At 38.3% G+C, this 18,781-nt stretch carries 20 protein-coding genes; 13 read left to right on the top strand and 7 right to left on the bottom strand.

Features of this window, described 5'->3' with window-relative positions; genetic code table 11:
- Window positions 1-415 precede the first annotated feature (415 nt).
- The 6 genes from ACO1O5_RS16040 (at window position 416) to ACO1O5_RS16015 (ending at window position 7,238) form a co-directional block, all read left to right on the top strand.
- On the top strand, window positions 416-3,631 hold the full coding sequence (locus ACO1O5_RS16040; protein WP_486271986.1) for a SusC/RagA family TonB-linked outer membrane protein: 3,216 nt from the start codon (window positions 416-418) through the stop codon (window positions 3,629-3,631).
- Window positions 3,632-3,659: 28 nt separating this feature from the next.
- The gene (locus ACO1O5_RS16035; protein ID WP_486271984.1) at window positions 3,660-5,183 is read left to right on the top strand and encodes a SusD/RagB family nutrient-binding outer membrane lipoprotein; all 1,524 of its coding nucleotides are present in this window, start codon (window positions 3,660-3,662) and stop codon (window positions 5,181-5,183) included.
- Window positions 5,184-5,212: 29 nt separating this feature from the next.
- Window positions 5,213-6,163: a DUF1735 domain-containing protein gene (locus ACO1O5_RS16030; RefSeq protein ID WP_486271982.1), complete on the top strand. Its 951-nt coding sequence runs from the start codon at window positions 5,213-5,215 to the stop codon at window positions 6,161-6,163.
- A 109-nt stretch (window positions 6,164-6,272) separates the two neighbouring features.
- Window positions 6,273-6,587 carry a DUF3467 domain-containing protein gene (locus ACO1O5_RS16025; RefSeq protein WP_486271980.1) on the top strand — a complete coding sequence of 105 codons (315 nt, stop codon included), beginning with the start codon at window positions 6,273-6,275 and terminating at the stop codon, window positions 6,585-6,587.
- Between the two features lie 107 nt (window positions 6,588-6,694).
- Entirely contained in the window at window positions 6,695-6,946 is a 252-nt protein-coding gene (locus tag ACO1O5_RS16020) for a type II toxin-antitoxin system ParD family antitoxin (protein WP_486271978.1), read from the top strand.
- Complete coding sequence (locus tag ACO1O5_RS16015; protein WP_486271976.1) at window positions 6,939-7,238, top strand: type II toxin-antitoxin system RelE/ParE family toxin; 300 nt, start codon at window positions 6,939-6,941, stop codon at window positions 7,236-7,238. Before ACO1O5_RS16020 ends, ACO1O5_RS16015 begins: the two co-directional genes overlap by 8 nt.
- Window positions 7,239-7,316: 78 nt before the next feature.
- Here the strand turns inward: ACO1O5_RS16015 and radC are convergent, their stop codons facing one another.
- Window positions 7,317-8,018 carry a RadC family protein gene (radC, locus tag ACO1O5_RS16010; RefSeq protein WP_486271974.1) on the bottom strand — a complete coding sequence of 234 codons (702 nt, stop codon included), beginning with the start codon at window positions 8,016-8,018 and terminating at the stop codon, window positions 7,317-7,319.
- Window positions 8,019-8,093: 75 nt separating this feature from the next.
- On the opposite strand from radC, the gene ACO1O5_RS16005 reads away from it, so the two are divergent.
- The 4 genes from ACO1O5_RS16005 to ACO1O5_RS15990 all read left to right on the top strand — a co-directional run bounded on the left by ACO1O5_RS16005 (window position 8,094) and on the right by ACO1O5_RS15990 (window position 12,466).
- Window positions 8,094-9,062 (top strand): ribose-phosphate pyrophosphokinase, encoded by a 969-nt coding sequence (locus tag ACO1O5_RS16005; protein WP_486271972.1) that lies wholly within the window; start codon window positions 8,094-8,096, stop codon window positions 9,060-9,062.
- A gap of 56 nt (window positions 9,063-9,118) precedes the next feature.
- Window positions 9,119-9,757: a 50S ribosomal protein L25 gene (locus tag ACO1O5_RS16000; protein ID WP_486271970.1), complete on the top strand. Its 639-nt coding sequence runs from the start codon at window positions 9,119-9,121 to the stop codon at window positions 9,755-9,757.
- Window positions 9,758-9,880: 123 nt separating this feature from the next.
- A complete protein-coding gene (gene yidC / locus ACO1O5_RS15995; RefSeq protein WP_486271968.1) occupies window positions 9,881-11,731 on the top strand; it encodes a membrane protein insertase YidC in 1,851 nt (616 codons plus the stop codon).
- An 81-nt stretch (window positions 11,732-11,812) separates the two neighbouring features.
- Window positions 11,813-12,466: a hypothetical protein gene (locus tag ACO1O5_RS15990; RefSeq protein ID WP_486271966.1), complete on the top strand. Its 654-nt coding sequence runs from the start codon at window positions 11,813-11,815 to the stop codon at window positions 12,464-12,466.
- Window positions 12,467-12,613: 147 nt separating this feature from the next.
- Here ACO1O5_RS15990 and ACO1O5_RS15985 read toward each other — a convergent pair whose 3' ends face one another.
- Entirely contained in the window at window positions 12,614-12,961 is a 348-nt protein-coding gene (locus ACO1O5_RS15985; protein ID WP_486271964.1) for a hypothetical protein, read from the bottom strand.
- A gap of 155 nt (window positions 12,962-13,116) precedes the next feature.
- Between ACO1O5_RS15985 and ACO1O5_RS15980 the strand changes: the two genes are divergently transcribed.
- From ACO1O5_RS15980 to ACO1O5_RS15970, 3 genes are all read left to right on the top strand, one after another.
- Window positions 13,117-14,547, top strand: a complete 1,431-nt coding sequence (locus tag ACO1O5_RS15980; RefSeq protein WP_486271962.1) for a tetratricopeptide repeat protein — start codon at window positions 13,117-13,119, stop codon at window positions 14,545-14,547.
- Between the two features lie 69 nt (window positions 14,548-14,616).
- The gene (locus ACO1O5_RS15975; protein ID WP_486271960.1) at window positions 14,617-15,387 is read left to right on the top strand and encodes a phosphosulfolactate synthase; all 771 of its coding nucleotides are present in this window, start codon (window positions 14,617-14,619) and stop codon (window positions 15,385-15,387) included.
- The gene (locus ACO1O5_RS15970) at window positions 15,387-16,124 is read left to right on the top strand and encodes a shikimate dehydrogenase family protein (protein WP_486271958.1); all 738 of its coding nucleotides are present in this window, start codon (window positions 15,387-15,389) and stop codon (window positions 16,122-16,124) included. Before ACO1O5_RS15975 ends, ACO1O5_RS15970 begins: the two co-directional genes overlap by 1 nt.
- Before the next feature lie 13 nt (window positions 16,125-16,137).
- On the opposite strand, the gene ACO1O5_RS15965 is transcribed toward ACO1O5_RS15970, so the two are convergent.
- The 5 genes from ACO1O5_RS15965 to ACO1O5_RS15945 form a co-directional block, all read right to left on the bottom strand.
- Window positions 16,138-16,569, bottom strand: coding sequence for an acyl-CoA thioesterase (locus ACO1O5_RS15965; RefSeq protein WP_486271956.1), 432 nt, complete (start codon window positions 16,567-16,569; stop codon window positions 16,138-16,140).
- A gap of 11 nt (window positions 16,570-16,580) precedes the next feature.
- Window positions 16,581-17,186, bottom strand: coding sequence for a hypothetical protein (locus ACO1O5_RS15960; protein WP_486271955.1), 606 nt, complete (start codon window positions 17,184-17,186; stop codon window positions 16,581-16,583).
- Window positions 17,187-17,193: 7 nt separating this feature from the next.
- Entirely contained in the window at window positions 17,194-17,772 is a 579-nt protein-coding gene (locus tag ACO1O5_RS15955; RefSeq protein WP_486271953.1) for an RNA polymerase sigma factor, read from the bottom strand.
- 24 nt (window positions 17,773-17,796) lie between these two features.
- Complete coding sequence (gene rdgB / locus ACO1O5_RS15950) at window positions 17,797-18,384, bottom strand: RdgB/HAM1 family non-canonical purine NTP pyrophosphatase (protein ID WP_486271951.1); 588 nt, start codon at window positions 18,382-18,384, stop codon at window positions 17,797-17,799.
- A partial coding sequence (locus ACO1O5_RS15945; protein WP_486271949.1) for a hypothetical protein occupies window positions 18,381-18,781 on the bottom strand: 401 nt, incomplete at its 5' end. The genes rdgB and ACO1O5_RS15945, both read right to left, overlap by 4 nt.

The raw sequence follows: 18,781 nt of genomic DNA, 5'->3' as shown, positions 1-18,781 counted from the left end.
GACCGTTCTCGTAAATAGGGGTTCTCCCTTCTTTTTTTGTTGAACTCATATTATTATCAATTTTACATACTTAGTGTCTAAATATGTAAAGTGATTTTAGTAAGAAGACAAAATGACGGTCCAAAAGCAATTCTTTTGAGATATTGATTAATAAAGGACATGGCCATTTGATTAATATTTAACAATGCACCGCCATATAGGACAAACTTCTAATAAAAGTCGTCATTAAGCTAAACTTTTTTGACGGATTCTCATAAAATTTCAATTTTTTAAAAAAAAGTTAAACTAAGCAGCGTAATATCTTTTCGATGTGTCCTAACTGTGTTATAAATGTGAAATAATCATTAATTAACATTTTTTTTGCTTCTTTTTACAAGAGACATATATTTGCGAATTCATAAAACTAAAATCACACATGAGAAAATTTCTAATGTTATTTGCTTTGCTCATGCTCAGCGGAGTATGGGTAATGGCACAAACCCTTGGCGTTTCCGGTAGCGTAAAAGATGATTCAGGGGCTCCTGTACCTTTTGCCACTGTTACTGAAACAGGCACCAGGAACGCGACAACAGCCGACGCCAACGGTAACTTCACGATTAAAATGCGGGGTAATGGTACATTGACTTTTACCGCAACAGGTTTTAATGGTGTTAAAGCCGTCCCGGTAGCGGGTGTTGCTAATATTATTTTAAGACGAAACAGCGCCGAATTATCGACGGTAACAATTACCGGTTATGGTATTAAGCGTGATCCCAAATCTTTAGGTACCTCAATCGCAAAAATTGACAACAAAGAACTTACCCAAGGTAAGGTTACCAATATTGCAACGGGCTTATCCGGTAAGGTTTCGGGGCTGCAAATTACGAACGTTAACAGCAGTGTAAATCAAAACACAAGGATTACACTAAGAGGTAACAGGTCAATCCTGGGTAACAATGAAGCCCTTGTGGTAATTGATGATATCGTAATGTCGAGAGACCAGGGTGGTACGTTACTCGCCCAATTGAATCCTAACGATGTTGAAACGATATCAGTGTTAAAGGGAGGCAGTGCCTCTGCAATTTATGGATCAGATGGCTCGAACGGGGTAATTATTGTTACCACTAAAAAAGGAACCAAGGGTAAACCAACCATAAATTACAGCAATACGACTGAAGTACAGGAAATAGCTTATTTACCTAAACTGCAGAACACTTTTGGGCAATATGGCGGTGAATTATCTGGCGACGGCGTATTTTATTTTCCTGAAAACCCTGTGGTACCTTATGTGAGCTACGAGAACCAGAATTATGGTCCCCGTTTTAATGGACAACCTATTATATTAGGAGCACCCGTAAGGTTTTATAATGCTGATGGTACCTATTTTGATTCATTGCAACATGGTACTTATTCCGCTAAACCTAACGCTAAGCTGAAATTCTTTGATAAGGGAATAACAGAACAGAATGATCTGTCAATTTCCGGCGGTGATGATAAAAGCCGCTTTTTCATCAGCGTGCAGGATGTTGATATAAAAGGCACGGTTCCTAAAGATAAAAATCACCGTGATGCCTTTCGTGTTAACGGGTCAAGAGATTTTGGAAGACTAACCGCAAGTTATGCTGTAGATTATACTGTTCAGCATTCCAATACAACTCCCGGTTCTTTTTCTGTTAATACTGGTCCATCTACCACCGCAGGTGGTTTTGGCGGTTCTTATTTCCAGAACAGGGCAGTGTATTGGACGCTGCTTAATACGCCTGCCAGCGTTGATCTCAGGGATTACCGGAACTGGAAAACAGATCCTTTTGCCAATCCAAATGGTTATTTTAATGCTTATTATGGCAATCCATGGTGGCAAATTGATGAGTCAAGATTTGACAGCAAAAGAAACACATTGATTGGCAATCTAAGCCTCTCTTATAAGGTAGCGGACTGGTTTAACTTAACCGCGACTGCAGCTATTACCCGTTATGATCTTTCACAAAAATTCACCAGCGAAGCTCTCACTTTTGCTGATTGGGCTAAAGCGGATGTTTATGGTTCAGGAAGGGGGACGGCCGATGCACCGGCGGCGGATTATGATGCGTTTGAATATAACCAACGCCTTACCGGGAATGTATTTGCCAACTTTGATAAAAGGTTCAAAGATTTCTCCGGCAAATTAGTATTAGGGGCAACTACTTTCGATGAAACTCAAAGGGACTTTAACACTTCTGCAGCTCAATTGGTAATACCCGATTTTTATAATATATCTAACAGGGTAGGATCGCCTAATGTATATGAGAATTTGAGTGATTACAGGAAAATCGGAGCTTTTGCTGACCTCACTATTGGTTACCGTGATTACCTTTTTGTTCACGGTTCTTTCCGTAACGACTGGGATTCAAGACTTGATCCCAGCTTAAGAAGCTACAGCTACCCTGCAGGTGATATATCTTTTGTATTTACTGATGCTATTCCGGGCCTTAGGGATAATGATGTTTTGGCTTATGGTAAATTAAGTGCGGCAATCGGGAAAACCGGTAACGTGAGTGTAGGACCATACAGTCTTGATAATGTATTTAATACTGCTGCTAACTTCCCTTATGGTGGTACAGCGGGCTTTACAGTTTCCAATGCATTGAACAACCGGTTAATAAAACCAGAATTCACCACTGAGAAACAAATTGCCCTTGACCTGGGTTTTTTAAAGAACAGAATTACATTGAAAGCGGCAGTTTACCAGTCTAATACAGTAAATCAAACACTTCCTGTACAGGTGAGCTCTACAACCGGCTTCACTTCTGCACTTTTAAACAGTGGTGAAATGCAGAACCAGGGCATTGAAGTAGATCTAAACCTTACCCCGGTTAACAGCAAATCCGGTTTCAGGTGGGATATAGGGTCTAATTTTTCTTACAACAAGAATAAGGTATTATCACTGTATCCAGGAATTGATAACTTTTCCCTGGGTAACAATACATACGTTGTTAAAGGGGCAGCCTTCCCGCAAATTAAAGTTTCAGATTGGAACAGAGACCCGCAGGGCAGAATCATAGTTAACAAACTAACAGGCTTTCCTACGCCCAACCCTAATTTAGTAACTTATGGTACCTCCAATCCGCCTTACATATTGGGCGTGCATACAAGCGTTAGTTACAAAGGACTTAACTTATCAGTTTTGGCGGAAGGAAGATTTGGAGCCGTTATTTATAACAGCGTAGGAAACGCATTAGACTTTACTGGCGTTTCCTGGTATTCAGCACAAGCAGGACGCCTGCCTTTTGTGATTCCTAACTCATCTTATGATGACGGAACCGGTAAATATGTGGCAAATACAGATGTGGTAACTAAAAATGGTAATAATGATTTCTGGGCAAGTACCTGGAATAATGTGGGAAGCACTTATATTAACAGTGCAGATTTCTGGAAAATCCGTGAGGTATCTCTTTCATACACACTACCAAAAAACATTTTCGGCAATAATTCCTTCATAAAACAATTGACCGTTGCGGTTGTAGGACGTAACCTTTTTGCATTCAGAGCGAAAGACAACGTTTGGACAGATCCTGAATTTGCCAATACAACTGGTAATACCATTGGTACCACCGATATTAACCAGTTACCGCCAACCCGCATTTTTGGGGCGAACGTTAATATCACATTTTAAAATAAACAGTTAACTGAAAATTAATAAAATGAAAAAAATATTTTTAATATTAACTACCATCTCAATTTTGGCCGGCCTGGGATGTAAGAAGGGATATCTCGATGTGAACACCAATCCCAACCAGTCGACATCTGCCGATCCAAGCCTTGTGTTGCCGGCAGCTTTAGCTACCACCGTGGCTAATTGGTACCCTGGTCCAACGGCATTGAGCGAATGGATGGGATCCTGGGCTGTTAGCGGAAGCTATGCAATTAACGCTAATGACCCTGGGACCACTTATAAAATGACCACGGATTATGGTGATGGGCTTTGGCAGTCGGTATATGATAATCTTGAAGATTACCAGTATATAATCGATAAATCCAATGCTAACGGACAACCATTTTTAGAAGGAGTTGGCCGGATCATGAAGTCGTATAATATGCAATATTTGGTGGACTTGTGGAATGACGTTCCTTATGCAGATGCACTAAGGGGTGCTCTTTCATTAAGGCCAACGTATTCCAAAGGGATGGATGTGTATGATAGTTGCTTTATCGACATACAAAGAGGTATAGACCTTGTAAAAAGTGCGGGTTCGACTGCGAGCTCAACATCGGATATTATGTTTGGAGGAGATAAAACATTATGGGTGCAATTTGCCAATACAGTACGCCTGAGAATGGTATTGCGCATGTCGCAATTAAGCACGCCACCTGATTTCTTTCAGTCCGCTAAAGCAGCAACTGCAGCTGAGGCAGCCGGATTTTTAACAGAAGATGCCCTTGTGCAACCTGGCTATGTTAATTCTACGGGTCAGGGTAATCCGTTTTGGCAGCGCTTTTATAACCTAAGCGGGCAAGCAGTATCCAGTTTCGGGGATTTTTGGGCGGCTAATGAATTTGCAGTCAATTTTTATAAAGATAATAACGATCCAAGGCTGGGCCGGGAATTTGCTGCTGTGCCAGGAACCAGTAATTACGTTGGGAATAAGCTGGGCTTAGCCAATGGCAACCCGGTGAATGGTAAATATTCAGTTTTTGGGCCGGGAATTCTTATAGGCCCAACGGCTCCCGCTGTAATGATGCTGGCAGCAGAAAGTTATTTTTTACAGGCTGAAGCTGCTGTTTTAGGATATATTACCGGTGATGCCGCTGCATTATATGATCAGGGTATAACTTCGTCTTTTGAATATCTTAAAGTTCCAAATGCTGATGCTGCTGCAATGACCTATTATTCTCAGTCTGGAAATACGCAGGCTAATTTTACAACGGCAACCACTACTTTAGCAAAACAAGCAATTATTCTTCGCCAGAAATGGGCGGCATTAGTCAGTGTCAACAGTTTTTCGGCTTATGCAGATTACAGGAAATTTGATTATTTACATACGGGCACAGCACCATATCCAGGACCTTTAGGTGACACGCCGTTAAGTTATTCGCCTTATATAGATATCGCCAAGATTCCTTTGCGCTGGCAGTATCCCACCAGTGAATATTCAAGAAACCCAGACAATGTAGGCGCTGAAGGAACCATTGATCACCAGGTCAACAAAATATGGTGGATGCAGTAGAAATAAAATTCAACTTTAAAAAAATAATTATGAAAATAATCTTAAATAAATGGATGGGAATACTAACAGGTGTTATTCTGTTGGTAAACCTCAACTCTTGTATAAAGGACAAAGGCTATGCGTTGGAAACAGATTTCTCAAGTTTGCAGGATCATGTGGATATCGTAGGTAGCGGGTTAACGAATTTCACGCAGGCAAGTATTGGATTTAATAACGGCGATACCACTACGGTGACATTAACAATTAATCTTGCGTCTGCTAATTTGCCTTCGGCTCCTGTAAAGGTAACGATTGGTGTAGACGCTGCACAGGTAGCCAGCTACAACGCTGCAAACGGAACGGATTATGTGATTGCGCCTACCGACATTTATTCAATTGCCTCTACGTCGCTGACTATTCCTGCAGGTCAACAATACGTTCAAACAACGGTTAGTTTTTATAAAGACAGCGTGGACCCGGCTGTTAGCTACATGCTCCCAATATCAATCACGGATGCTTCCGGCAAGCTACTTACGGGAAACTTAAATACAATGTATTATCATATTATCGGTAATCCATTAGCGGGTAATTATTTGCAGGATTTTCACAGATGGAACGGTACAACCGATACAACCAAGGCACCAAACTCATCAAATTATTATGGCAATCCGATAGTTATATCTCCGGTATCGGCAACCTCTCTGCTCCTACCAGAAGATTACATACAGACATTTGTGGGCTCTTCAAACGGTGTCACACTCTCGTTCAGTAATAATGCCGGAGTACTCTCTAATTTTTCTGTTTTTTTAGATGCTGCTACACAGAGCGGCTTAACAACCGGAGGCTTTAAGGTTATGACAGCTCCCGTATTGGTGCAGGCTACCGTCGTCGGAGATCAAAGCACCCATTATGCGGGAAGTACGTTCCGGATCTATATGGTATTACAGAACAGCACACCTGCCATTCGAACGTTGATTGATCAGTTTGTTAAACAATTTTGATCTATATATAAAATAATGAAAAGGCGGTTGTTATCAACCGCCTTTTTACATTAATGATTCCCTGAACAATTGTAGGTTTATTATTGCGTATTTTTGGAAAAATTTAAAGATGGATTTACCAAAAGATCAACAGAACCAACTTAACATAGAAATTTCTGAAGAAGTTTCGGAAGGAGTATATGCAAATCTTGCTATTATTACCCATAGTCACGCCGAGTTTGTTGTAGATTTTGTGAGCGTAATGCCAGGCACACCCAAGAGTAAGGTAAAAAGCAGGATTATATTAACGCCAACCCATGCCAAGCGCTTTATGAAAGCCATGATAGACAATGTAAAGAAATTTGAGTCTGTTAATGGAACTATCCAGGATATTGAAGCCGTTGAATTGCCCTTGAATTTTGGAGGGCCTACTGCACAAGCGTAAGGGCCTGTCCCTTAGATTTCCCCTCATTTGTGTAATTTTCTTCCGACGTCGTAAAATTTCACTTGTGCAAGTTACCAGATTTTGGTACTTTTAAAAAAATTATTACAATGGGAAGAAATACATCCATGTCTTTAGGAGACTATTTTGAAAATTTTGTTGATAGCAGTATTTCCGAAGGAAGGTATAAAAATGCAAGTGAGGTAATTCGTGCAGGATTAAGATTATTAGAAGAAGAAGAAAACCGGATTAAGGTTTTGAAAAATGCAATCCAGGAAGGAATTGATAGTGGAATTTCGAAAAACTTTAATCCCAAAAAACATCTAATACTATTAAAAGCCAATAAGAAAAAAAATGGCTAAATATTTTCTAACGAATAAAGCCGTAGAAGATTTGTCTAAAATTTGGGATTATACGTACGAAGTTTGGTCAGAAGGCCAGGCTGATAAATACTATAAATTGCTTATAGGCTTTTGTAAAAAAATTGCTGAAACTCCTGGTATTGGGGAAAATTATGCTGAAATTGAAAAAAATATTTTTGGATATAAAGCAAGTCAGCATGTAATATTCTACCGGGTGATTAAACCCAGTGAAATTGAAATTTTGAGGTTTTTGCACGTAAGAATGGACTTAAAGAATAGAATTCAGGAATAAAGCATCCTTTTCAATAAGTAAGAAAAGAGTTAGCCGCTATTTGGTTTGTTTTTTAAATTTGATTAAGAACTAAAAAGACTAGAGCATTCCTTCGTCTGCAAAACTAAAATAACCCTCATCGCTTACGATAAGGTGATCTATAACCTGTATATCGAGGTATTTAGCGGCTTCCTTTATTTTGTGAGTTAATTCTTCGTCCTGGCGGCTGGGCTTTAAACTTCCTGAAGGATGATTGTGGCACAACACAATTGATGTTGCTTCTGTTTCAAAAGCTTTTTTGAAAATGATTCTTGGATCTACTACCGTGCTTGTCATCCCACCTTTACTGATTATTTCGAAGTGATTGATTTTATTCGACTTATTCAGGTACACAACTGCAAAAACTTCGTAGCTGTAATCCTTAAATTTTGCCTTTAAATATTCAGCAAGTTCATTACTTGATCGAACAAATGTTTTATTAAGAAGTGAAGTTGCCTGGCGGCGACGTCCTAATTCCAGGGCTGCACTTAGCGTTATAGCTTTGGCCTCACCAATTCCTTTTATCGTCATTAAGTCGTTAAGCGATACTTTTCCTAACTCATTCAGATTATTTTTTCCTAATGCTAAAATTTCTTTTGCAAGTTCCACGGCACTCTTATTCTTACTTCCTGTGCTTATTAAAATTGCCAACAGTTCCGAGTCACTAAGGCTTTCCCGGCCTTTAGTAAGCAATTTCTCGCGGGGGCGATCATCAACCGCCCAGTTTTTAATAGAGGTGGAAGACTTGTTAACACTTTCCATAATTTTGAGTTTGTTGAAGCAATATAAATGATAATTTCGCCTGATCAAATAGTTGCTTAATTAATTTCCCGCATCATGGACTCTAATGCAAAAATTTTTTCCGGCACAGGGTCGCAATACCTTGCGAAACAGATTTCAATAAAATTTGGAGAACCATTAGGTAAGATCAACATTCAAAAATTTAGCGATGGGGAAATAGCCGTAGAATTCCTGGAAAGTATCAGGGGCCAATTTGTGTTTTTAGTACAAAGCACTTTTTCACCCACCGACAATTTGATGGAATTGCTGTTGATGATTGACGCGGCAAAAAGGGCATCGGCTTATAAAGTAATAGCGGTAATTCCTTACTACGGTTATGCCCGCCAGGACAGGAAAGATAAGCCGAGAGTAGCGATCGGTTCAAAACTGGTTGCAAACATGCTTACTGCTGCCGGGGCCGACAGAGTAATTACGATGGATCTTCATGCACCTCAAATTCAAGGTTACTTTGATATACCGGTAGACCATTTGGATTCTTCTGCCATTTTCATTCCTTATATTGAAGACCTGAATCTTGAAAACCTCACCTTTGCCGCACCCGATGTTGGAAGCGCCAATCGCATTCGTGAAATTGCCAGTTACTTTGAAGTTGACATGGTTATATGCGACAAGCATCGTAAAAGGGCTAATGAAATTGCCAGTATGGTGGTTATTGGTGATGTAGTTGACAGGGACATTATATTAATAGATGATATTTGTGATACTGGCGGTACGCTGGCAAAAGCAGCAGGATTATTGAAAGAAAAGGGAGCCCGTAGTGTAAGGGCTTTTTGTACGCATCCCGTGCTGAGCGGTAATGCTTATGAGAACATTGAGAACAGCGTGTTGGAAGAATTAGTTGTGTGTGATACCATTCCGGTAACTCAGAAGATTGCTAAACTAAAAGTTGTATCTGTTGCTGAATTATTTGCTATAGCCATTCGAAACGCTTTCGAAAATAAGAGTATCAATAGTCTTTTCTTAAGAAGCAAAATGCTTAAAAAGAATAAGGCACGGGTTCTTTAATGAACCAATAATATTCAAAATACTTTTCCTACCTTTGCGCCTCAAAAAAAATTATAATGAAAACAATTACAATCGAAGGACAAATCAGGACCGAATTTGGCAAAACAGCCACCCGCCAGCTTCGCTCTGAGGAAAAAGTGCCAGGTGTAATTTACGGAGGTGCAAAAGAAATTAATTTTTCCGCTCCGGCAACTGCTTTTAAGAGCATTGTTTACACACCAGATTTTATGCTGGCAGAAGTTAAAGTTGATGGAGCATCTTATAAATGCGTATTAAAAGATATGCAGTTTGATAAGGTAAGCGACAAACTAATTCATGTTGATTTCCTGGAACTGGTCGGTGACAAAAAAGTTACCGTTTCTATTCCAATTAAGTTTACGGGCGTACCCGAAGGAGTGAAAGAAGGCGGTAAGTTAGCAGTAAAAATGAAAGCGTTAAAAGTAAAAACCATTCCCGAATATTTACTTGAGCACATTGATGTAGATCTCACCAATCTTAAACTGAATGAAAATATCCGTGTCCAGGATGTTATAGCAAAGAATATGGAAATTCTTAATTCCCCGAGGATTCCTATTGCTTCTGTAGCAATGACCCGCCAGTTGAAACAGGAAGAAGCAACGGTTGCAAAAGTGGCTCCAGCAGCTGATGCTAAAGCTGCGCCAGATGCCAAACAAGCAGCTCCGGCAAAAAAATAATATTAAATGCATAGTTAAGACCCTCTTAATTGAGGGTTTTTTTTTGAATTAATATGATGAATATTCAAAAAAGCAGAACTCTAAAGTTTGTGTACATTTGCCAACTAATTTTTAGTTATGGGAATGGATAAGAATACGGTTATTGGATTTTTGTTGCTTGGCCTGTTATTTATTGGATATATCTTTTACAACAGCCAGGGCAAGGAGGCATTTGAAAAACAGCAACAGCATATAAAAGATTCGATTGCAAGTTTAAAGCCGAAGATTGACACTTCTCTACGAGCCATAAAAAATTCTGACAGCAGTAACGCCAGACCCGACTCTTCATTAGTAAATATTAAACAAGACTCGTCCGGTAAAGAAACATTATTTACTCTTGAAAATAAGGTTCTTAAAATTACATTCACCAATAAAGGCGGTCAGCCAAAAAAGGTGGAACTCAAAGATTTTAAAACTTTCGATAAAAAGCCCCTTATTCTTCAGGACGGCAATTTTAGCAACATTTCTTACGCCATCAATCCCGGTAACAATGAAACGGTGCAGACTTCTGATTTGCTTTTTTCTTCACCAGGACCCCAAACAGCAGGTGATGGGAAAGAAATGATAAGCTTTAGCCTGCTAACAAAAGACGGACGAAAGATAGAAAACCAATATACTTTAAGCCCCGATGGTTACATGGTGGACTTTAATATCGTGATGGAAGGCGCCAATAAATTAGTTACACAAAATACATTGAATCTCACGTGGCAGGCGAAAGCAACGAAGCAGGAAAAAGATATTATGTGGGAGACGCAACAGTCGCACATTGATTTCGTAGAAAATAGTGACTATGATTTTGAACGTCTTGTTGAGGGAAAGTCGGATGATAAAAAACTGGACAAACCGGTTGACTGGGTCGCACTAAAACAACAGTTCTTTGCGAGCTCTATTATTGCGAAAAATAAGTTTGAAAACGCAGGATTAAACTGGGAAGTTCCTGCGGATACGAGTTTGCATATTATAGGGAAACTTACCGCGAATATGCGAATAAAAGTCACCGATGGACCGAACGCCGTAATTCCATTGCAACTGTTTTATGGACCGGGCGATTATAAGATACTAAAATCGTATGGTAACCAAATGTATAATATGGTTCCTCTTGGCAGCGGTATCTTTGCATTCGTTAAATATATAAACAGGGGCTTTGTTATGCCTGTTTTTAATTTTTTAAGCAGTAAGATGGCGAGCTTTGGACTTATTATCGCCCTCCTTACTATTGTTATACGACTATTGATTTCACCTCTTACCTACCAAAGTTACCTGAGCGGTGCAAAAATGAAGCTTCTGAAGCCTGAAATTGATGCGCTGAAGGCCAAATATGGCGATGACAAGCAAACGTTTGGGATGGAACAAATGAAGTTGTTCCGTAGCGCCGGCGTCAATCCGTTAGGCGGCTGTATTCCTGCCCTTTTACAAATCCCCATATTTTTTGCGCTTTATAATTTCTTCAATTCCAATATCACTTTAAGGGGTCAAAGTTTCTGGTGGGCCAAAGATTTGTCGTCTTACGATTCGATCTACAACCTGCCTTTTTCAATACCATTTTATGGCAATCATATAAGCCTGTTTACGATCCTTGCAGTTGTTACCAGTCTTCTTATATCCCTATACGGCATGAGCAATATGCAGGATAACAGTAACCCGGTTATGAAGTATATGCCATTTATTTTCCCTGTAATATTATTGGGAGTTTTTAACAGGCTTCCTTCGTCCCTAACGTGGTATTATACGGTTTCCAATGCTATCACATTGCTTATACAGTTTGTAATTCAAAAATATATTATAGACCATGAAAAAATTCTGGCCAGGTTACAGGAAAACAAAAAGAAACCTGCCGCGCAAAACAAATGGCAGGAACGGGTGACCGCCATGCAGGAAAGTAATAAGAAGCTGCAGCAAATGCAACAGAAAAAAAATGCCAATAAGAGGAAATAGGCTTCTCAAAGTCTGCAACCCTTAAAGGGGGTAGCACAGTCTTTATAACTGATTATACATAAATAAGAATTAGAAATATTGATGAAAATCTTTCAGTTTATATTATTGATCTTTAGCACATTTTCTTCAGCGGAGAGTTTTTCACAGAAAACGTTGTCGGAAGGTAGTCTTGTGTATAATATTTCCGTAGAAACAGGAAGCGCCCAACCCAAGATGGCTGACATGCTGGATGGGGCAACTACCACTGTATATCTTAAAGGCAATCAAAGCCGCACGGAGATGGTGAGCGGCCTCGGCAGCGAAGCTACCATTTACAACGCGACGACCGGCAGTGGCGTTATTTTGAAGGATTACAGCGCTCAAAAACTAATGATTACCCTTACTCCTGAAGACTGGAGCAATAATAACAAAAAGTACGGTGGAATAACTTTTGAAAATACCGGCGAAACGGCGGTTATAGATGGATTTGATTGTAAAAAAGCTATAGCTAAATTAAAAGATGGCTCGTCTTTTACCGTTTACTATACCACAGATGTGAACGTGGCCAACAAAGATTATGATTACCAATTCAAAACTTTGCCGGGCCTTGCCGTTCAATATGAAATGCAAAGCGGTAAAATGAAGTTCAAGTTCACCCTTTCAAAGATCAACTACAGCCTTGTTCCCGCCTCAAAATTTGAAATTCCAAAATCAGGTTACAGGGTATTAACTTACGAAGAAACCAAGAATAAATAATATAACAATCACCCTGCCGGGATGATTGTTATTAGTGAGAAGCAAGTAACGGACATTTTCTATAACTTTATTATTCGGGATTTTCTTAAAATAAAAAACCTGCAAAAATGCAGGTTCTCTTATAAAGTTTAAAAAATTTACTAATCGTTATTTTCTTGGCCTGATTATGAGTTTGTAGCCGTCTTTTTGCGTGTATTCCGGAATGACCACTTTTTGTTTATAAGGTAATATATAAATAGTATTTCCTTTCTTATAAGAAATAATAGCGTCTGAAATAATATTATTTCCAATTTGCTGGCTGTTTAATAGGAAGCTTCCCTTATAAACAACTCCGGATTTCAGATTGAAGGCAATTGAGTTTTTTAAAGTTCCTGCCGTAGCGATATTAAGCCGTGTTTTGTTTTTCCTCACAAAACCACCCCTATCAGCAAATGTTATGAGATATAATCCGCATACCAACACTGCAACGAGGCCTATTTTGGAATATTTATTCATTTAATATTAATAATTAGTTCAATTTTAACAAACTTACTATAAAATTATGAGAATGTAAAGCCTTTCATCATAATTATTAGGAAAACGATGAAGTACCTTCATTAGTATACGCAGAATTTAAAAAAAATCTGTAATTTGGATTAATATCATTTTGTATGAAAGAAAATCCATACCGGCAAAATAAAGAGGAAATGAAAGCACTGCTTTTGCAGTATAATAATTTTAAGAATGGCAGAAAATACAACTTTATCGAAGAAGATTCTTTTGAAAGAATAATTGACTATTTCGATGAAAATGATGATCTCGTCTCGGCGGTAGAAGCCGTCAATTACGCGGTTGAACAATTTCCCTATTCATCAATACTTCATATAAAAAAAGCCGATTTGTTAATTGCGACTCGGCGTTACAGAGAAGCCCTCTCCCTACTTGATAAAGCAGAACTTCTTGACAGTAATGATATAAACCTTTACATACTAAAAACTGACGCTCATCTTGCCCTCGATAACCAGGAAAAGGCTGCGGCTTTGCTGGAAAAAGCCATCCATGTTTTCCAGGGAGAAGAAAAGACGGAATTGCTTTTCGAGCTAGCTGATGTTTACGATGACTATGAAGAATTTGATAAAGTATTTAATTGCCTGAAGTTAATCCTGGAGCAGGATCCAACTAACGAAGAGGCGCTTTATAAAATTTGTTTCTGGACAGATTATACCGGGCGAAATGAAGAAAGCATCAAATTGCATCAAAAAATAATTGATGAATTTCCTTATACACAACTTGCATGGTTTAACCTCGGTGCAGCTTTCCAGGGGTTAAAGCTGTACGAAAAATCAATTGACGCCTACCAATATGCAATTGCAATTGATGAGAAATTCGATTACGCGTATCGCAACATGGGAGATGCTTATCTACGGTTACGCAAATACAAGGAGGCGATAGAAGTTTTGCAAAAAGTTCTCGAGCTGTCGATGCCTGAAGAAGTTATCTATGAAGCTTTGGGTCATTGCTATGAAAAATTAAAAAATTATGCCCAGGCCCGTTTTAATTACAGGAAAGCATCTCACCTAAATTCCACCGACAGCCATTTGTACTATAAAATTGCGGGTACGTATATGAGTGAGGGTTATTGGGAGAGTGCAGTGAAAAATTTAGAAAATGCAATGCGAATAAATAAATCGCAGCCCGATTACCATTTAGCATTGGCAAAATGTTATGTTCAGCTTGACAGAATTAAGGACGCCGTTATTCATTTTTCAAGTTTTATTAAATCGCGCCCTAAAAATAATAGCGGCTGGAAAGAACTGATTAAATGCCTTTATGACGCAGAATATTTTGATGAAGCGCTCGAACAGTCATACAATGCACAAAAAAATACAAACGATAAACCCCTGTTCACCTTTTACAAATCTGCCATACTATTTGCTCTCGGCAAATCCAAAGAAGGTTTGCTGCAGCTCGAACTTGCATTGCAGAAAGCACCGGCATTAGTTAAACAATTCATTGAATTAAATCCATCTCTTCTTCAACATCAGCCGATAGTTGAATTGATTTCAATATATAAAAACAAGAGACCTGGTAAAAGGAAATAGTAGTATAATACCGGTTTTGAATAATTGGGTTTACAAAACTATCTTTGCCGCGTCTCAATAAAAAATAAAATGAATTTTAGTCTCTCTCAAATTCCGGAAAGGGTTCCGAAGCCAAGGCAATATGGACTAACCATGATCATGGATAAAGGACTTAGTGTTGAAGAAGCGAAGAATTTTCTAAGTGCCGCACATCCTCATATCGACATTATTAAATTAGGTTTTGGAACTGCGTTTGTCACCCCAAACCTTAGGGAAAAAATAGATCTGTATCAATCATTTGACATTCCCGTTTATTTTGGAGGTACTCTTTTTGAGGCCTTTTTAATAAGAAACCAGTTTAATGATTATATCAACCTTTGTAAAGAGTTCAATATAAAATATATGGAAGTAAGCGATGGATCTATTACGATTCCTCACGCCGAAAAATGTGGTTATATAGAAAAACTTACGAAGCATGGAACCGTACTAAGTGAAGTTGGAAGTAAAGATGCCGCCCACATTATTCCTCCGTACAAATGGATTGAGTTGATGAAGGCGGAACTTGAAGCAGGCTCATCGTATGTGATAGCGGAAGCCCGGGAGGCAGGCAATGTGGGGATTTACAGAGGGACCGGTGAAGTAAGAGAAGGGTTAGTCCAGGAAATACTTACCCAAATTCCGCAGCAAAAAATTATCTGGGAAGCGCCCCAAAAAGCACAACAATTATATTTTTTGGAATTGATTGATTGCAATGTAAACCTCGGAAACATAGCACCTACGGAAGTTATTCCGTTGGAAGCCATGCGCATCGGACTGAGGGGCGATACTTTTCATTTATACCTTAATAAAGAAAAGGCGTAATGAAAATTTATGGATTGATAGGAAATCCCTTAAGCCATTCTTTTTCAAAAAAATATTTTACTGAGAAATTCAGCAATGAAAACATTACTAATTGCGAATATCAAAATTTTGAAATTAAAGATTTGCATAAAGAAATTCCCTTATTAAAAAGAAATTCATTTCTTTCCGGCCTAAATGTCACCATTCCCTACAAATCTCAGATCATCCCATTTTTAGACACTATTTCCAGTGAGGTTAATGAAATCAATGCCTGTAACTGCATTAAAATAGATAACGGAAAATGGAGCGGATTTAATACCGATATAACAGGTTTTGAAAAATCATTTGTTCCTTGTTTACGGCTGCATAATACACGGGCTCTTATTCTCGGTACCGGGGGCTCTTCAAAGGCAGTTGCTTATGTTTTGAAAAAACTTAAAATTGACTTCTTATTTGTCAGCAGGAACAAAGACTTATCTAAAGAAATCATTAACTATGAATCAATTTCATCTGCAACTATGAAGGAATGCACCATTGTTATTAATACAACTCCATCCGGAATGTTTCCTAACGCAGACCGTTACCCGCAATTACCGTACGAGTTTGTTTCTGACAAACATTACTTTTTTGACCTGGTCTATAATCCATCAAAAACAATATTTCTTTCAAAAGCTGAGGCAATGGGTGCCGTAATAAAAAATGGCGGAGATATGCTTTCAATACAAGCGGAAGAAAGCTGGAAGATATGGTCCCGGTAGTACTTCTCAGTAATTAACCGAGAAGAATCTTTTTCAATTCATCAGGAACCTGCATTATTTCTTTTTCTTTGTAATCAAAACAAACCATTCCGGTCTTTGCCCTCGCAATTAAAATAGATGATTGATCTCTTGTTGTTGACAAAGAATAGAAAAATTCGAAGCCCACTTTAAAAATCTCACCTGTGAACAATGAGACCTCGAGTACGTCTTTGTAAAAAGCTTCGCTTTTGAATTCAACCGAAAGATCATTCATTATAAGTGACGTGCCTGCAACATCCATTTCTGTGTAATTATGTTGATGTAGAAATTGCGTCCGGGCCTCATGAATGATGGCTACCAAAGAATCATTACCAACGTGATTGCCGTAATTAATATCCGTTATCCGTATCGGTATTTGAAATGCGGCAATACATTTTTCAGGCAATTCAATTTTAATTCTCGCCATAAAAAACGAGGTTATTCATTATTATCAAGGGTAGAAGATAGCTGAACTATGTCCAGGAGATTAGTTGACGTTGGTGATAATGTGCTGCCAAGCATAATTTGCTGCCATTTTTCAATTTTCTTATTCCAAACCGGCTTTGGCGGATACTCATTATCGGTAGATTCAATTAACGTGGCAACTTTTGGAGAAATTTTTACCGGCTGACATTCTGGTCCGGCTACCGTGAGATATTTCTTTCCATAACGGGAAGACATTTCATAATTCAACGCCAGCAAATTTTTATCTTTTGCAGAATTGATAATTTCTTTTAAGATTTTATTATTGAGATTTAGAGAATCCTGTATTTGTTTTGGCAATATGTTGTGCGATTGACTCAATAAATTTGAAGCGGTGCCCGGATCTTTTTTGGATGCATTAAAAAATACAGAGACTAAAAAAATGATGATGAGAGATGCGGCGGCAGTAAACCCATAAAAAATAAGATCAGACCTTTTTCGGGAACCTTTCATCGAAACTATTTTAGTAGTGCCGCCATCTAATTCATGAGTTATATGTTGCCAAATTTGGGATGGTGGCTCGACTTCATAATTATATATTTTTTCTTTAAAGTTTTGCATAAACCTTTTAACTATTTATGGTGTTGTTACCGGTTTTATTTATCATTTTTTCAAGAGATTTTTTCAATGCTCCTTTAGCTCTTGCCAATTGAGATTTACTGGTTCCTTCTGTTATTCCAAGTATATCTGCAATTTCTTTATGAGAATACCCTTCAATAACATGCATGTTGAAAACTGTTTTATAACCTGGAGATAATTCATTTACAAGGATAATCAAATCTTTTTCAGCTAACGTATCAAGGATGTTCAGCTCCGTGTCTTCTATCGTATTTTCCTGAACTTCCGTAACATTATATAACTTGACTTTTTTCCTGAAATGCTCAATTGAGGTATTAACAAATATTCTTCTCATCCATCCTTCAAATGATCCGTCTCCCCGGAACTTCAATAAATTCTTAAATACTTTAATAAATCCTTCCTGTAAAAGATCGTTGGCATCGTCAACATTTCCGGAATATCGTAAACATACACCGTACATTTTAGAAGAGAATTTTTTATATAGAAGTTCCTGCATTTGCCGGTTTCCATCAATACAGCCTTTTATTAAGTCTGTTTCCGTAGGTATATGGTTGCTTTGTTCGTTCAAGTTTTTGGTTTAATCATGGACTGGCTATGCAATAATGGTTTCTCTCAACCAGGTAATTAATTTTTCAATGGCCTTTTTCCGGTGGCTGTAAGTGTTCTTCTCAGGAAGTGACATTTCAGCAAAAGTCTTTGTCGCTCCGTCCGGAACAAAAACCGGATCATATCCAAATCCGTTAACTCCTTTTTTTTCTCCAATTATAGTTCCCGTGCATTCTCCTTCAAATATATTGTGTTTTCCGTTAACCGTTAAGCATATAACCGTCCTGAACCGGGCGCTGCGATCAGTTATATTATTTAAGTTGTCAAGTAATTTTGTGATATTATTTTCGAAGGATCTCTCGTCGCCCGCATACCTGGCGCTTCTTACTCCGGGTTCGCCATTGAGCGCCTTAACTTCGAGCCCGGTATCTTCAGCAAAACAATTTATTCCTTTAAGCTTGTAAATAGTGTCCGCTTTTTCAATAGCATTTTCTTGTAACGTGTTAAATGGTTCCGGAATATCAATGTCGATACCTGCTTCCGAAAGAGATAAAATTCTGAAATTATCATTCAACAAGCTTTTTACTTCAATAACTTTATTGGAATTATTTGTGGCAAATATCAGTGTTATCATTTCCGCTTTTGAATATTAAATATTTTTTGAAGACAAGCCCATAATCGCTTTTTAAGCTCTTTATCCAATTGGATTTCTGTTAATGGTGGGCTTATCATATATAACTGATCCTGAAAATTTTGCAACTGGAAAAAAGGAATTTCGAAAGGCAGATCCAATTCATTCGCCGATACCCCGAACATCAAAATTTTATCCGGGTGGAACTGATCATTTATATCGGGATAACTGAAACCGGGCCTTTCGCAAAAGTTCAAGAAGGCTATATCTGCCATTGTTAAACTGCAGGCATCTAATAAATCATTCAAGAATTTCATTTGATTATCTCCGAGAAATTTATTTTGACTATCATTTCCTATAACGACGATTTTCTTTGCATTGCCGCCCAGGAAATTGATTT

The sequence above is a fragment of the Ginsengibacter sp. genome, from assembly GCF_057362405.1.
Note: the sequence above shows the minus strand (reverse complement) of the source record. Positions and strands in the feature narration are given on the sequence as shown.

What these genes read in the sequence shown, in the direction of transcription:
- ACO1O5_RS16040 (WP_486271986.1), top strand. Translation starts at nt 416, where the DNA reads ATGAGAAAATTTCTAATGTTATTTGCTTTGCTCATGCTCAGCGGAGTA.
- ACO1O5_RS16035 (WP_486271984.1), top strand. Translation starts at nt 3,660, where the DNA reads ATGAAAAAAATATTTTTAATATTAACTACCATCTCAATTTTGGCCGGC.
- ACO1O5_RS16030 (WP_486271982.1), top strand. Translation starts at nt 5,213, where the DNA reads ATGAAAATAATCTTAAATAAATGGATGGGAATACTAACAGGTGTTATT.
- ACO1O5_RS16025 (WP_486271980.1), top strand. Translation starts at nt 6,273, where the DNA reads ATGGATTTACCAAAAGATCAACAGAACCAACTTAACATAGAAATTTCT.
- ACO1O5_RS16020 (WP_486271978.1), top strand. Translation starts at nt 6,695, where the DNA reads ATGGGAAGAAATACATCCATGTCTTTAGGAGACTATTTTGAAAATTTT.
- ACO1O5_RS16015 (WP_486271976.1), top strand. Translation starts at nt 6,939, where the DNA reads ATGGCTAAATATTTTCTAACGAATAAAGCCGTAGAAGATTTGTCTAAA.
- radC (WP_486271974.1), bottom strand. Translation starts at nt 8,018, where the DNA reads ATGGAAAGTGTTAACAAGTCTTCCACCTCTATTAAAAACTGGGCGGTT.
- ACO1O5_RS16005 (WP_486271972.1), top strand. Translation starts at nt 8,094, where the DNA reads ATGGACTCTAATGCAAAAATTTTTTCCGGCACAGGGTCGCAATACCTT.
- ACO1O5_RS16000 (WP_486271970.1), top strand. Translation starts at nt 9,119, where the DNA reads ATGAAAACAATTACAATCGAAGGACAAATCAGGACCGAATTTGGCAAA.
- yidC (WP_486271968.1), top strand. Translation starts at nt 9,881, where the DNA reads ATGGATAAGAATACGGTTATTGGATTTTTGTTGCTTGGCCTGTTATTT.
- ACO1O5_RS15990 (WP_486271966.1), top strand. Translation starts at nt 11,813, where the DNA reads ATGAAAATCTTTCAGTTTATATTATTGATCTTTAGCACATTTTCTTCA.
- ACO1O5_RS15985 (WP_486271964.1), bottom strand. Translation starts at nt 12,961, where the DNA reads ATGAATAAATATTCCAAAATAGGCCTCGTTGCAGTGTTGGTATGCGGA.
- ACO1O5_RS15980 (WP_486271962.1), top strand. Translation starts at nt 13,117, where the DNA reads ATGAAAGAAAATCCATACCGGCAAAATAAAGAGGAAATGAAAGCACTG.
- ACO1O5_RS15975 (WP_486271960.1), top strand. Translation starts at nt 14,617, where the DNA reads ATGAATTTTAGTCTCTCTCAAATTCCGGAAAGGGTTCCGAAGCCAAGG.
- ACO1O5_RS15970 (WP_486271958.1), top strand. Translation starts at nt 15,387, where the DNA reads ATGAAAATTTATGGATTGATAGGAAATCCCTTAAGCCATTCTTTTTCA.
- ACO1O5_RS15965 (WP_486271956.1), bottom strand. Translation starts at nt 16,569, where the DNA reads ATGGCGAGAATTAAAATTGAATTGCCTGAAAAATGTATTGCCGCATTT.
- ACO1O5_RS15960 (WP_486271955.1), bottom strand. Translation starts at nt 17,186, where the DNA reads ATGCAAAACTTTAAAGAAAAAATATATAATTATGAAGTCGAGCCACCA.
- rdgB (WP_486271951.1), bottom strand. Translation starts at nt 18,384, where the DNA reads ATGATAACACTGATATTTGCCACAAATAATTCCAATAAAGTTATTGAA.